Source organism: Sphingobium sp. FG58 (assembly GCF_057809055.1).
Genome location: NZ_JBMDJF010000010.1, coordinates 1 through 13,366 on the forward strand (window position 1 = coordinate 1; position 13,366 = coordinate 13,366).

Here is a 13,366-nt window from a genome sequence, read left to right on the forward strand (position 1 = left end):
TCAGCTGGATAGAGCATCAGACTACGAATCTGAGGGTCGGGCGTTCGAATCGCTCTGGGTGCACCAACATTTTGAAGGACGTCCAGTCCGGCTTTACGCCAGGCTTGTATCCTTCCAGCGCACCCGTAGCTCAGCTGGATAGAGCATCAGACTACGAATCTGAGGGTCGGGCGTTCGAATCGCTCCGGGTGCACCACTCCCTGAATCTAAGACAGCGCCATCGCGACCATCGCGTCGATATCGGCATGTTGCTCCAGGAGCGCCGCAACCTCATCCAGCGCATCCTCCACCGTCTGTCCATAATCGGCCAGTGCCGACTGCCCGCCCAGCCGCCGCAACAATGCATCGCGCAGCGGTGCGCTGGCCAGCAACCCATGGACATAACTCCCCAGCACCAGCCCGTCGCGGCTGATCGCCCCATCGGCCCGGTTGCCGTCCAGCACCGCAAAGGGCCGCACGCAGTCCCCCCCGCTGGTCGCGCCCATATGCATCTCATAACCGCTGAAGTCCGCGCCCAGGCCATGCCCCTGCACCAGATCCAGCGCCTTGCCCGCCGACAACAGCGTGTCCACCTCCAGCAGCCCAAGACCCGCTACCCCGCCCGGCGCTCCCTCCAGCCCTTCGGGATCGCTGATCGTCCGCCCCAACATCTGATATCCGCCGCAAATTCCCAGCACCGCGCCGCCGCGCCGGTGATGCGCGCGAATGTCGATGTCCCACCCTTGCGCCACCATCGCGCGCATGTCCGCAATCGTCGCCTTCGACCCCGGCAGGATCACCAGCGCCGCATCGGCCGGGATCACCTGACCCGGCCCGATCATCCGCAACTCGACCGACGGCTCCAGCTTCAGCGGATCGAGATCATCGAAGTTGGAGATGCGCGGCAGCACCGGGCAGGCGATGACCAGCGGCGCATCGGCGGACGGCGCGCGCCGCTCCAGCACGACGGCGTCCTCGCTCGGCAGTCGCGCGACCGCATCCAGCCAGGGCACCACCCCCATGCCACGCCAGCCCGACAGCGCGGCAATCTGCGCATAGCCATCCTCGAACAGGGCCGGATCGCCGCGAAACTTGTTGATCAGGAAGCCCTTGATCATCGCCGCGTCCTCCGGGTCGATCACCGTGCGCGTGCCGACCACCGCCGCGATCACGCCGCCCCGGTCGATGTCGCCAACCAGCACGACCGGCACATTCGCCGCCCGCGCAAAGCCCATATTGGCGATGTCCCCCGCGCGTAGGTTGATCTCGGCGGGCGATCCCGCCCCCTCGACCACCACAATATCGCACTGCGCCTTGAGCCGCCCATAGCTTTCTAAAACCGCGCCCAGCAATTGCCCGCGCGCGCTACGGAAATTGCCCGACCCCAGCGTTCCGCGCACCTGACCATGGACGATCAGCTGCGACGTCCGGTCCGCCTGCGGCTTCAACAGCACCGGGTTCATGTCCGTATGCAGCGGCACGCCGCACGCAATCGCCTGCAATGCCTGCGCCCGGCCAATCTCCCCGCCGTCGCTCGTCACCGCTGCGTTATTCGACATATTCTGCGGCTTGAATGGCCGCACCCTATATCCCCGCCGCACCAGCGCCCGGCACAGTCCGGCGACCAGCACCGATTTGCCCACGTCCGATCCGGTTCCCTGTAGCATGATAGCGCCCATGGCTCCCGCTCCTGACGGCACTGTGCCGTCAGCGCAAGCCGTCAGGCGACGATCGCCGCCATCCCGCATCGCATCTGATGCACCCGCACATCGGCATAGCCCAGTTGCACCCCCAGCGTCGCCGTCACGCTCGCCAATATCCCATCCAGCAAGGGTGCGGTCGTCGCCAGCAGCGTGCCGATGGCAGGCACCAGCGGGCTGAGGCTTAGATTGATGCCCAGCACGGACACCTGCACCTGCGTCCGGCTGGCAAGGCTCGCGGCCAGTCCCTGCGTCAGGTCGTTGGTGCTGACCCGCTTGGCTGTCTGCGCGCTGATCTCCGTGGGCGAAAAATGTACGTTCTGCGGCTGCACACCCCCCAGCGCAACATTCGCATAGCCCGTTACTTTCGTGCCTAGCACTTGCGCCAGCACAGCCGGGCGCGGATTGGCTGGAGCGTTGAAATTGGTCAGCGCCTGCACATCGACATCCGCCAGCGCCGCTGTGCCGATCGACGGCGTCACTGCCAGCGTCACGCCGCGACCCGCCGATCCTGCCGTACAGTCGATGGCCGACAGCCGCGCCTCTGCTGCTGCCAGTTCGACGTAAAGCGGGATACGCACCGACGCGATACCCGACAGCGCCGTCGCCACATTGCTTTCCAGATAGAGGCGGGTCTGCGCCGTGCGCAGCACGACCGACTTGTCCGCTGTCACGCTCAGCAGGGGGGAGCGCGCCTGTCCCTCGCCCATTATGAGCTTGAGGCGCGTGGATGTCAGACCCGGCACGGTCAAGTGCAAATCCATCGGCACCGATGTCCCCGACGGCGGGCTCAGGATCATGCGCAGCATCGAAAAGGCGTCCAGCAACACATTGGGTTGCCCGGTTGCGCTGGCCGCGCCCCGCATCGGGCCAAGATCGATGATATCACTCAACCGCACCGATCGACCCGCGACCTGTCCCGCAATGGCCAACAGCACCGCCGCGCTCTGATTGCCGCCTGCGCTGTCGGCCATCGCGCCGATCACATCGGACAGCGGGATTTCGCTGTCGAACAGCGCGCCATAAGCCTCGCCATCTCGCCCCGTCCGCACCCGCAGTGCGTCGGCGACGCCCAACAGGTCCAGGTTCAGGCTCGCCAGCCCCTGGCTGTCCATCACCGACAGGTTGAGCTGCGTCCCGGCCAGGCTCGACAGCAGCATATTGGGCAGCCCGCCACTGACCGCGGCAAGCCCGGTGCCGAGCGAGAAAGCGGCCGCATCCTGGCGCGCCGCAATCGCCCGCGCGCGCAGGTCGATGCCATCGCGCCCGACCAGCAGCCGGCCAAAGAAGAGTGGTGTGCGCCGTTCCAGTTCGACCCGCATCGCCCCGCCTTCGCCTGCAACGAAGCGATCGGCCACCGGCACAGCGCTATCGGCCCGGTAGCTGCCGCCCTCCAAGCCGACCAGTGCGACACCGCCGACCCCGCTTTGCCCCACCAGCTGTTCCGCTGCGCTGCGCCCGCCACCGACAGCCGCCAGCGCCGCCGCATCGGCAATGCCCTGCAATTGCCGCTTGGCCAGATAGACCGACCCCAGATCGACCGCGACCGTCGCCGCGCCGGCCAGCATGAACAGCGATCCCGCCAGGATCAGGCTGATGCCGCCGCGCGCATCGCGCATCACGCCGCGCTCGGTCACGGCACCGCGATCCGTATAACGGCGCTGCGCTGGAGCGTCGTGGCGGCAAGGGGAATAGGGGTGGCCGCAAAGATCGGCGCGTTGCTAAGATTATAGCTCAGCGTTACCCGATAATAGCCGCCGCTCTCTTCCGTGCCGATGCTGATCGTCTGCGCGGCTGGTGCGGGGAAGGCGGCGCGGCTGGCGGCAATGCTCTGGTCTACCAGGGCGCGTCGTTCGGTTGCGTCCAGGCCCGCCACTGCCGCCCGCGCTGCATCATTGGCCGCCTGTTGCAGGCTGTGGGCGGTCATGAACCAGCTGCCATAGATTAATATGCCAAACAGCAGGCTGATCAGCAGCGGCAGGGCAAAGGCCGCCTCAACCAGGGTACTGCCCCCGTCATGACGGAGCAGGGAGGCGATCGGCCGGAACCGGGGGGAGGGGCTTTGGCGCATAAGGACAACATAGCGTCGCACGCTCAACAGCCGGTTTGATCGGCCTGCGGCGGATAGTACGCAATTCGCGCATATCTCCGCCCCGCCGATCCGCCGCATCAATCGATCCTGATCCACTCTCTCCGAATCGGACCATGAATTTGCGTAAAAGCCGCACCGACCGCGGCTTACGCGCCCTGTATCGCCGCCACACGCTGGCCCGTCATCACGATCACCGCGCCCTCAGTCCCGTAGGTGCCATGGAGTTGCGCGATCGCCGCCTCGACCGGCATCACTGCCCCACCATTGGTCAGCAGCCGCGTCGCCACCCGCCGGTCGCCTTCTCCGCGCAGCACCCGCTCCAATTGCTCGCGAAAATGCGGCCGCGCCGATACTTCCACGACGTCGGGCAGGCACACACTCGACAGCCTCTCTTCGGGCAGGCCGATCATCGTGCAGAATGTCTCGTCGGCAATCTCGATGAACCCGCGAGTCGATACCCGCACATAGCCCACCCCGCCATGCACGCTCATGGCTTTCAGGATCGCGGACTTGACGTCGGCCAGCCGGTGACGGCGCATGTCCGCAGTAATGTCGCGCAGCAGCAGGGCGATGCCGTCGCCGAACGGGAATGTTTCGAAATGCAGCCAGTTGTCGCTGCGAAAGGGGGAGGGGATGTCCGCCGCGCTGGCTTCACCCGACGCCAGGCTGTGGCGGATATGCGCTTCTGTCAGCGCACCGGCAAATTCCGGCAGCGCCTCCCATAGCAACCGCCCTTCCAGATGCCGGTCCCACCTTTTGGTCATCGCCAGCGCTACGCCGTTGACATAATCGATGCTCAGGTCGCTGCGGCACAGGATCAGCCCCTGATGGATATGGTTGGCCAGGTCGCGCATCCGGTCCGGCGCTGGCGCGGGACCATCGCTCACACCCAGACTGCGGAAACTCTCCACCCCCATGAAGATATGCGTCTCGCGACCATGATGGGTGATCATCACCGGTTCCCGCGCGCCGACCTCCCGCCAATGCGCGAAATTGCGTACCAGTTCAGCGGCGGCAACGCTTTGCCCGCGACGGTCATCCAGCATGGCTCCATGGCTCCCTCTTCCTGTGAGGAAGCCAGGATACAGTGCCGGATCAAAAGGTGAATCGACAGACCACTCCGTTTCGGAGGGAAGCGCGATTTAGGGCCGATCGACATTCAGATGATGACGAGCCGAGCCGCAGGCCACCGCAGGTAAAATGGTGGTTTTCCGTGACCCTTGAAACGAGTCACGCGCCTCGTTTCAACGCAGCCTACTAAAAGTAGGTGAGCACCGGAAGCGCGGGAAACCGCCATTTGCAGGCCGTCAGGGCTGAATGTCGATTGGGCCTAGCTGCCGTAGGCGCGCTGATAGTCCAGCGCGTCGAGCATCTTGCCTCCCGCCATGAACACCGCGCCGGTGCAGGCCAGCGCCAGCAACTGCCCGCCAAAGCCGGGATATTGCTGCATATAGACGAGGCCGCGCTCCGCCGCGCCCAGAGCGAGCGCGTAGATGATCAGGAACGCCTCAAACTTGGTCTTTATGGTGAAAAGGCGTTTGATGCGTTCCATTATGATCCCACTTGGCGTTGCGGCCCGCCGCTATGGGATTAGATCGCCTGAAAGCTGCAAATGGTCAACAAGGGTTAACCATGATTGTTCGATCCGCGCGATCAGCCGGGTGTCGGACAGGTCGTCGGGCGCGATCTGTTCGGGCCAATAGTCAGTGACGATCCGCGCGATCGCGTCCAGCTTGCCCTCATCCATCAGGAAGCGCGGGTCGATCGTCGCCGGGTCGGCCACGACCCGCAATCGCAGGCAGGCGGGGCCGCCACCATTGGCCATGGACTGGCGCACATCTACTGGCACCAGTCGCCGGATCGGCCCGTTGCCCGCCACCATCTGCTCCAGCCATTGCCACACAGCCGGGGTCTCCTGCGCCTCGGTGGGCAGGATCAGCGCCATGCCGCCATCGGGCAGCGTCACCAGTTGCGCATTGAACAGATAGGATTTGATCGCATCGGCCAGGCTGACGGCGCTGGCTGGCACCTCGACAATCTCGACCCCCGGCATCGCCGCACGCAGATCGGCATAAAAGCCTGCCTTGTCGGCAAAGGCCAGTTCATGCGCGAACAGCACCCGCTCATTGGCGACCGCCACGACGTCATTGTGAAACGCCCCCGCCGCAATCGCCTCTACGGACTGTTCGACAAACAAGGTGCGCGCCGGGTCCAGCCCATGCAGCCGCGCCACCGCCTTGCTTGCCTCAAGATGTTGGCGCGCGGGGAAGGGGCCACCCGACCGGCCATAGACGAATATCTCCACCCCCGCCGCGCCATGATGGTCGCACAGCCGCATATGATTGGCCGCGCCCTCGTCGCCAAAGGGCGCAGGCACCGGCGCATGGACCGCAAAGGCGCGCGGATCGGAAAAGGCGACCCGCAACTGCGCCAGCGTCTGCGGCCATTCATGGCTGCGATGCGGCATGGTGACGAGGTTCGCGACGGTCAGATGGGTACGCCCGTCCGCCGTATCACTGGCGGGCGATACCGTCGCCGCATTGGCCGCCCACATGGAGGACGCCGACATCGCCGCCGCCCGGATATGCGGCTCGGCAGCGCCAATATCCGTTCCCAACTGCGCCAGCCACGTCCCGTCGGGCCGCCATTGCGGCAGGAACAGCCCCTGGGCCAGCCCCAGCCGGATATTGCCGCGCATCTTCTCGATACCCTGCAACGCCGCCGCACGCGGATAGGCAACCGCCCCCGCATTGCGTGACGAGGCAAGATTGCCCAAACTCAGCCCTGCATAATTATGGCTCGGCCCGATCAGGCCGTCGAAGTTGATCTCGGTAACGCTCATGCCCGTCCCGCCATGGTGAAGCTCTGCCCCGGTTCCAGATGCAGCCGTGCCGCGCTCGCCGCGTCCAGCGACACCGCGCCATCCTCATCCTCGACCACAAAGCCATAGGTGCAACGATAGTCGGCCAGCGTGCCGGTCGACACCAGCATCTTGACGCCGCCCTTTTCATGGCAGGATGACAAAGTGACGTCACGCGCCGCCGCGATCGTTTTGAGCTGGTCGATCTGCCCCACCATCGTCGGCCCGCCGTCGAAAATATCGACGTAGCCCGCATTGATGAACCCCTCCGTCTCCAGCATCCGCATAGCGGCGCGGCCATTGGGGTGGGGCAGGCCGATGACGGCGCGGGCGCTGTCGGTCAGCATCGCGGTATAGATAGGCGTCTTGGGCATCAGGTCGGCGATGAACTGGTTGCCGTTCACCGCATTGAACTCGTCCGCCTCCTGAAAATTCATCCCAAAGAAACGCCCGGCCAGCCCGTCCCAGAAGGGCGATCCACCCGCCTCGTCGATCACGCCCCGCAATTCCGCAATGATCCGGTCGCCAAAACGCGCCCGATGCCCACGAATATAAAGGTAGCGGCTGCGCGCCAGCAACAGCCCCAGCCCCTCGGCCCGCTCGCGCGGATGCAGAAACAGCCCGCCCACCTCGGTCGATCCTTCCAGATCGGTGGTCAGCGACAGCATCTGCGCCCGGAACGTCCGCGCCAGTTCCCGGCTATGCTGGGTCAACACCCCCAGCCGATAGGAATAAAAGGGCCAGCTCTGCCCCACGGTCGAGAAAATCTGGCAGGTGCCGCGCACCTGGCCCGTCTCGGTATTCTCCAGCACCAGCACGATCAGCTCGTCCTTGATGCCCTCGCCCGTGCGGGTCAGCGCCGCCTGCGTCCGCTCCAGCTTGGCTGACAGCGCCTTGCGATCGGGCGGCAGGTTGGTGAAGCCGCCACCGGTCAGCTTGGCCATCTCGTACAATGTCTGCAAATCGTCCGCGCGCGCGGTGCGCATGATGAAGCTCAAGCTATCATCCCCTCTCTTTTATATTGTCCCTGCGCGATCCGCAGCAGCGCCAGCGCGGACAGCTGCGCCCGTTCAGCCAGGCTGTCGGTCAGCAGAAATTCCGCGTCGCTATGGATGCTCCCGCCGCGCGCGCCCATCGTATCGACCACCGGCACGCCGCACGCCGCGATATTATTGCCGTCGCACACCCCGCCTGTATCGCGCCAGCCGATCGGCAGCCCCAGTTCCGCGCCGCATCGCCGTACCAGATCGAACAGCGCCAGCGCCTTGGCATCCATGGGCTTGGGCCGACGGCCAAAGCCACCATGGCAATGCAGGCTGACATCATGGTCGCGCGCCACATCCGCTATCGTCCGGTCCAGCAGCGCCCGCGCAGCGACCTCGTCGGCTGGCGTCGTCGGCCGGAAATTCACCCGCAACACCGCATGATCGGGCACGACATTATTCGGCCCGCCGCCGTCAATCTTCGCCGGATTGCAGGAAAAGCCCTTACCGCTCGCCGCCTTCAGCCGCAGCGCCAGATCCGCCGCTGCCAACAGCGCATTGCGCCCATCATCCGGGTTCCGTCCGGCATGGGCGCTGCGCCCGGTGACGGTGATGGAAAAATTGCCGCTCCCCGCCCGCGCACCTGCCAGCGTGCCGTCCGGCAACGCGGGTTCATAGGTGAAGGCGGCCAGCTTGCCCGCCGCCGCCTGCCGCAGCAGTGCGGCAGACGAGGGGCTGCCCACTTCCTCGTCGCTGTTGATGACGACATCATAGCCCAGCCTTGCCGCTTCGCCTGACGTCTCGAACGCGCAAAGCGCCGCCAGCATCACCGCCAGCCCGCCCTTCATGTCGGCCACCCCCGGCCCGTTCAGCACCCCCGGCTCTAGCCAGCGCAGCGTCTGGAACGGATGATCGATCCCGAACACTGTATCCATATGCCCGGTCAGCAGCAGCCGCACCGGGGCATCCGGCCTAACCGACAGATGCAGGTGCCGACCGGACTCAATGCTGTTGATCCGCCCATCGGCCGCGACCGTCTCGACCGGCGCGGCCTCCACCAGCCGCAATTCGCCCGGCAGCACGGCAAAAGCATCCGCCAGCAACCCGGCCATCACGCCCAGCCCGTCCAGATTGCGCGATCCGCTGTTCACCGCGGCCCAGGCCTGTACCTGCGCCAGCATCGGCGCATCCGCTGCATGGTCCAGCACTGATTGATCGAGCGATGATAAAAGCGTCATCCCGCCGGGTCTATCAGACCCCGCGCCGCGCCTCCACCCCTGTGACAGCGTAGTCATTCTCCACGGAGGTAGGCGTCATTCCAACTCTATTGGCCGCTAAAAATCATAACTCAACGTCACCCGGCTGAGCGTGTTGAAATTGCGCGACGACAGCAACGTTTCCGACTCATACTGAACGTTGTAAGACAGCGCCGCCGACCAGCGCGTCGCTACCTTCGTCTCCATCGACGTCAGTGCATTAAGCGAATAAACGTCGCTTTCGGCATAGCCCGCCGCGGTCTGTTTGAAGGTCAAAGTCGGACTGGCGCGCCAGGCCAGCGCCATCGACCCACGCGCGCCCAGCTTGGTTTCCCGCACCCCGATCAGATATTTGGCGTGCCGCACCGATGGGCCGATATCGACCAGCAGGTCCACCGGCTTGCTCACGATCAGCTTGTAACCCACCCCGACCGATGCGGTGTAGCGCTCATCATAGCCGATCGACGTATCCCGCTCGAACTGCGCCAGCCCATAGGCAAAGCCGCGCGGGTCGAACTGGAACTTCGGCTCATAGCCCGCAAAATAGCGTTCGCGCGACGTCACGCCATTGGCCCGGCGATAATCGGCAGCGGCGCTCAGCTTGTGCGACCATTGGATGCCGTTGCGGGTGGCGGTGGCCGACGCGCTGATGCCGATTTCGCTGGTGGACCCCGTCGATCGAAACCCGCCTGCCTCGACCCGCCCGGTCCATAATTCGGTAAAGCGCGCCTCGCGAATCACCGTGTCATGGGTGGCCTTGGTCCGCTCTTTCCAGCTATTGACCAGCCGCTGTATCTCGTCCGCCGACCCCGGATTGGTCTGGCGGGCTATCTTCGCCACGGTCGCGATATCCGTCTCATTGCCATTGGCGATCGCCGCCTCCAGCATCTCCCGCACCGAAGGCGGCAGCAACGCCGGATCGGCGGCATAGGCCGGAACAGAAAACAGCAGGGCGAAGGGGATCAAACAAGCGCGCATGATCAGTGTCATAGCCGCAAGACAGCGAAGGTTAAGCCCCTAAGCGACGGATCGCTCAGATAAGCGCCCTGAACTCCTGCAAAATGTCACGATACAGCTTGCGCTTGAACGGCACGATCAGCTCCGGCAGCGTTTCCGGGTCGGTCCAGCGCCATTCGCGAAATTCGGGATGCTTGGTCTGGATGTCGATATGCTCATCCTGCCCCAGAAAGCGGGCGAGGAACCAGAACTGGCGCTGGCCGCGATATTTGCCGCCCCACAGCTTGCCGACCAGTTCGGGCGGCAGGTCGTAGAAATGCTCGTCCCTGGCGGTCGCGATGATCTTCACATGATCGCTGACGATGCCGGTTTCCTCGTGCAATTCGCGCAGCGCGGCATCCTTCGCCTCTTCGCCTTCGTCGATCCCGCCCTGCGGCATTTGCCAGGCCTCCACGACATTATCCAGCCGCTGGCCGACGAAAACCTTGCCATCCATATTGACCAGCATGATGCCGACGCAAGGCCGGTATCCGCGTTCCTGTTCTTCGGGCGTCGAAGCCATTTTGTCCCCTGATCACGCTATCCAGACAGCGACATACCCCCCGGAGCCGCCGACATCGTTCCTGTTTATCGCGCCAAGGATAGGGTGGGTGGCAGCATCCGTCCATTGATCGAATCACCTTTGGACGGATTTGACCGCCACAAATATGGCCACCTGCCTTGGCAAGATGCTTTATCGGTCGCTTGGAACCGGTCCCGTCTGGCGGCATTGCAGCACAATGACCACACCCGTCCTGCTCTGGCTCCGCCAGGATCTTCGCCTGACCGATCAGGCTGCCCTGCTGGCGGCCATCGAAGCAGGGCCAGTGATCCCCATCTATATCCTGGACGATGACACGCCGCGCCAATGGGCGATGGGCGGGGCGTCACGCTGGTGGCTGCACCATAGCCTGTCGCGACTGGACGAAAGCCTCCGTGCGAAGGGATCGCGGCTCATTCTACGGCGCGGCAAGTCGGCGGAGATATTGCCGCAGATCGCGGCCCAGGTCGGTGCCGGCAGCGTCCATGCCCTCCATCATTATGAACCCTGGTGGCGCAACGCGGAAAGGGCGGTGGCCAAGACGCTCGACCTGCACCTCCATGACGGCGGCCTGCTGCTGCCGCCGGGCGCGGTGCGGACCGGGGGAGGGGGCATGTATCGCATCTACACGCCCTTTTCCCGCGCGGTGATGACCCACATGCCGCCGCCTGCGCCGCGCCCTGCGCCCGACCATATTCCCGCACCAGCGTCATGGCCCGACAGCGATTCGCTGGACGATTGGGGACTACTGCCGACCAGCCCCGACTGGGCGACCGGCTTTGGGCAGGACTGGACACCGGGGGAGGCGGGGGCGCAGGCCAATCTTGCCGACTTCCGGGACGAATCGCGCGACTATGCCACCGCCCGCAATCTGCCCTCGCTCGAGGGAACTTCGCGCCTCTCGCCCCACCTCCATTTCGGCGAAATCTCCCCCGCGACCGTCTGGCATCAGGTCATGGGTTCGGACGAAGGCACGACAACCTTCCTTAAAGAGCTGATCTGGCGCGATTATGCCCACAACCAGATCGTCGAATTTCCGACCTACGGCTCCGCCAACGCCCGCGGTGAATTTGATGCGCTGCCATGGCGCGACCTGCGGGAGGCCAAGGCTGACTTCACCGCCTGGCAACAGGGGCGCACCGGCTACCCCATCGTTGACGCGGGAATGCGCCAGCTCTGGACCACAGGCTGGATGCACAACCGCGTCCGCATGATCGCCGCCAGCTTCCTGATCAAACATCTGCTGATCGACTGGCGTCATGGCGCGCGCTGGTTCTGGGACACGCTGGTCGATGCCAGCTACGCCAATAACAGCGTCAACTGGCAATGGGTCGCGGGCAGCGGGGTGGACGCCAACATGTTCGTCCGAATCATGGCCCCGCTGGTCCAGTCGGAAAAATTCGACGCCGCCGCCTATATTCGCGAATGGGTGCCGGAACTCGCCGACCTGTCCGACGCCCATATCCATGATCCTGACGCCTATGGCGTCCGCCCGCGCGCCTATCCGGCAAAGATCATCGGCCATCGCGAAGGCCGGGAGCGCGCGCTGGCCGCCTATCGCCACGCCAAGGGGTGATTGCAGCGCGGCGCAGCTTGATGCAAGATTGACGTCATGAATGCAGTCGATCCCCGGCGCGGCAAGCGCCCCCTGTCCGTGCGGCGTCCGCCGCGATCGGGGGCCGTCAGCGCGTTCGCGCGCATGATCGGCCCGCAATTCCACCGCCTGCTCGATCGGATCGACAGTGGACTGCATCATGGCGCGATCGACGCGACCCTGCCGGACGGCACTCGCAGGCTGCTGGGCGGCCGTGCGCCGGGGCCGGAATGTGAGGTGCATCTGCTCCACTGGCGCGCGCTGCTGCGGCTGGCGACCGGCGGCTCATCCGGCTGGTATCGCGCCTGGGCGGCGGGCGAATGGACCAGCCCCGATCCGGTGCCGCTCTTCGCGCTGTTCATGAAGAACGCCGTCGCGCTGGGCAAAGCCGCTCGCCCGCGCGGCCCGGCCCGCTGGGCTGGACGCCTGACCCACTGGGCGCGCCGCAACAGCCGCCGCGGATCGCGCCACAATATCGCCTTCCATTATGATCTGGGCAATGATTTCTATCGACTCTGGCTCGACCAGAATATGCATTATTCCAGTGCCTTGTTTCTGGACCCTGACAGCCGGATCGAAAGCCTGGAGCAGGCGCAGAGGCGCAAGGTCGATGCGATTCTCGACCGGCTGGACCTGACCGATGGCGCATCCCTGCTCGAAATCGGCTGTGGCTGGGGTGGCCTTGCCGAACAGGCGATGGAACGCCACGCGATCAGCTATACCGGCCTCACTTTGTCCATCGAACAGGCCGATTATGCCCACGACCGGCTGGGATCAGGGGCCGACATTTTCCTGACCGACTATCGCGATGCGCAGGGGCAATATGACGCCATCGCCAGCGTCGAAATGGTCGAAGCGGTCGGCCAGCGCTACTGGCCCGACTATCTTGCCGCCATCCACCGCCTGCTCAAACCCGGCGGCCGCGCCGCGATCCAGTATATCCTGATCGATGACGCGATTTTCCAGGGCTATGCGCGCGGCGCAGACTTCATCCAGACCTATATATTCCCCGGCGGTATGCTGCTGTCCGAAAGCCGATTCCGCGCATTGGCGGAGCAGCAGGGACTGATCTGGCAGGACGTCCACCGCTTCGGTATCGACTATGCCGAAACGCTGCGCCGCTGGCGCGAACGTTTCGATCGCGCCATCGACGAAGGCCGGTTGCCCGCCAGTTTCGACCAGCATTTCGTGGCCTTATGGCGCTTCTATCTGATGTATTGCGAAGGTGGCTTTCGCGGAGGCGGGATTGACGTGGCGCAGGTTACGCTGGTCAAGCCAAGTTAGACCGTTATGTGTTCCCGTGCAGGCGGGAACCCAGTCCCGCCGTTGAACTGGCTTCCCGCCTGCGCGGGAACACATAGTCGC

Annotated in this window: 12 protein-coding genes and 1 tRNA gene; 3 read left to right on the forward strand and 10 right to left on the reverse strand. The window is 64.8% G+C overall.

Annotated elements, in window-relative coordinates; genetic code table 11:
* The first annotated feature begins 119 nt into the window (after nucleotides 1-119).
* Nucleotides 120-196: transfer RNA gene (locus tag ACODR8_RS13220), tRNA-Arg, on the forward strand.
* A 10-nt stretch (nucleotides 197-206) separates the two neighbouring features.
* Here ACODR8_RS13220 and ACODR8_RS13225 read toward each other — a convergent pair.
* From ACODR8_RS13225 to ACODR8_RS13270, 10 genes are all read right to left on the reverse strand, one after another.
* Nucleotides 207-1,658 carry a cobyric acid synthase gene (locus ACODR8_RS13225; RefSeq protein WP_489007676.1) on the reverse strand — a complete coding sequence of 484 codons (1,452 nt, stop codon included), beginning with the start codon at nucleotides 1,656-1,658 and terminating at the stop codon, nucleotides 207-209.
* Between the two features lie 41 nt (nucleotides 1,659-1,699).
* Complete coding sequence (locus ACODR8_RS13230; protein WP_489007677.1) at nucleotides 1,700-3,316, reverse strand: pilus assembly protein TadG-related protein; 1,617 nt, start codon at nucleotides 3,314-3,316, stop codon at nucleotides 1,700-1,702.
* On the reverse strand, nucleotides 3,313-3,750 hold the full coding sequence (locus ACODR8_RS13235; protein ID WP_489007678.1) for a TadE/TadG family type IV pilus assembly protein: 438 nt from the start codon (nucleotides 3,748-3,750) through the stop codon (nucleotides 3,313-3,315). The genes ACODR8_RS13230 and ACODR8_RS13235 overlap by 4 nt, the downstream gene beginning before the upstream one ends.
* Nucleotides 3,751-3,917: 167 nt before the next feature.
* Complete coding sequence (locus tag ACODR8_RS13240) at nucleotides 3,918-4,817, reverse strand: PAS domain-containing protein (RefSeq protein ID WP_489007679.1); 900 nt, start codon at nucleotides 4,815-4,817, stop codon at nucleotides 3,918-3,920.
* 284 nt (nucleotides 4,818-5,101) lie between these two features.
* Nucleotides 5,102-5,323 (reverse strand): hypothetical protein, encoded by a 222-nt coding sequence (locus ACODR8_RS13245; protein ID WP_489007680.1) that lies wholly within the window; start codon nucleotides 5,321-5,323, stop codon nucleotides 5,102-5,104.
* A 30-nt stretch (nucleotides 5,324-5,353) separates the two neighbouring features.
* Nucleotides 5,354-6,613 (reverse strand): N-succinylarginine dihydrolase, encoded by a 1,260-nt coding sequence (locus ACODR8_RS13250; protein WP_489007681.1) that lies wholly within the window; start codon nucleotides 6,611-6,613, stop codon nucleotides 5,354-5,356.
* Entirely contained in the window at nucleotides 6,610-7,629 is a 1,020-nt protein-coding gene (locus ACODR8_RS13255; protein ID WP_489007682.1) for an arginine N-succinyltransferase, read from the reverse strand. The genes ACODR8_RS13250 and ACODR8_RS13255 overlap by 4 nt, the downstream gene beginning before the upstream one ends.
* A complete protein-coding gene (locus tag ACODR8_RS13260) occupies nucleotides 7,626-8,852 on the reverse strand; it encodes a hydrolase (protein ID WP_489007683.1) in 1,227 nt (408 codons plus the stop codon). The genes ACODR8_RS13255 and ACODR8_RS13260 overlap by 4 nt, the downstream gene beginning before the upstream one ends.
* 96 nt (nucleotides 8,853-8,948) lie before the next feature.
* Nucleotides 8,949-9,848, reverse strand: a complete 900-nt coding sequence (locus ACODR8_RS13265; RefSeq protein ID WP_489007684.1) for a DUF481 domain-containing protein — start codon at nucleotides 9,846-9,848, stop codon at nucleotides 8,949-8,951.
* 55 nt (nucleotides 9,849-9,903) lie between these two features.
* Entirely contained in the window at nucleotides 9,904-10,389 is a 486-nt protein-coding gene (locus tag ACODR8_RS13270; RefSeq protein WP_489007685.1) for an RNA pyrophosphohydrolase, read from the reverse strand.
* 217 nt (nucleotides 10,390-10,606) lie between these two features.
* On the opposite strand from ACODR8_RS13270, the gene ACODR8_RS13275 reads away from it, so the two are divergent.
* Together ACODR8_RS13275 and ACODR8_RS13280 are read left to right on the forward strand one after the other, a co-directional pair.
* The gene (locus ACODR8_RS13275; protein ID WP_489007686.1) at nucleotides 10,607-11,983 is read left to right on the forward strand and encodes a cryptochrome/photolyase family protein; all 1,377 of its coding nucleotides are present in this window, start codon (nucleotides 10,607-10,609) and stop codon (nucleotides 11,981-11,983) included.
* 36 nt (nucleotides 11,984-12,019) lie between these two features.
* Complete coding sequence (locus ACODR8_RS13280) at nucleotides 12,020-13,285, forward strand: class I SAM-dependent methyltransferase (RefSeq protein ID WP_489007687.1); 1,266 nt, start codon at nucleotides 12,020-12,022, stop codon at nucleotides 13,283-13,285.
* The last annotated feature ends 81 nt before the right edge of the window (nucleotides 13,286-13,366 follow it).

What these genes read in the sequence shown, in the direction of transcription:
- ACODR8_RS13265 (WP_489007684.1), bottom strand. Translation starts at nt 9,848, where the DNA reads ATGCGCGCTTGTTTGATCCCCTTCGCCCTGCTGTTTTCTGTTCCGGCC.
- ACODR8_RS13270 (WP_489007685.1), bottom strand. Translation starts at nt 10,389, where the DNA reads ATGGCTTCGACGCCCGAAGAACAGGAACGCGGATACCGGCCTTGCGTC.
- ACODR8_RS13235 (WP_489007678.1), bottom strand. Translation starts at nt 3,750, where the DNA reads ATGCGCCAAAGCCCCTCCCCCCGGTTCCGGCCGATCGCCTCCCTGCTC.
- ACODR8_RS13280 (WP_489007687.1), top strand. Translation starts at nt 12,020, where the DNA reads ATGAATGCAGTCGATCCCCGGCGCGGCAAGCGCCCCCTGTCCGTGCGG.
- ACODR8_RS13245 (WP_489007680.1), bottom strand. Translation starts at nt 5,323, where the DNA reads ATGGAACGCATCAAACGCCTTTTCACCATAAAGACCAAGTTTGAGGCG.
- ACODR8_RS13250 (WP_489007681.1), bottom strand. Translation starts at nt 6,613, where the DNA reads ATGAGCGTTACCGAGATCAACTTCGACGGCCTGATCGGGCCGAGCCAT.
- ACODR8_RS13225 (WP_489007676.1), bottom strand. Translation starts at nt 1,658, where the DNA reads ATGGGCGCTATCATGCTACAGGGAACCGGATCGGACGTGGGCAAATCG.
- ACODR8_RS13260 (WP_489007683.1), bottom strand. Translation starts at nt 8,852, where the DNA reads ATGACGCTTTTATCATCGCTCGATCAATCAGTGCTGGACCATGCAGCG.
- ACODR8_RS13275 (WP_489007686.1), top strand. Translation starts at nt 10,607, where the DNA reads ATGACCACACCCGTCCTGCTCTGGCTCCGCCAGGATCTTCGCCTGACC.
- ACODR8_RS13240 (WP_489007679.1), bottom strand. Translation starts at nt 4,817, where the DNA reads ATGCTGGATGACCGTCGCGGGCAAAGCGTTGCCGCCGCTGAACTGGTA.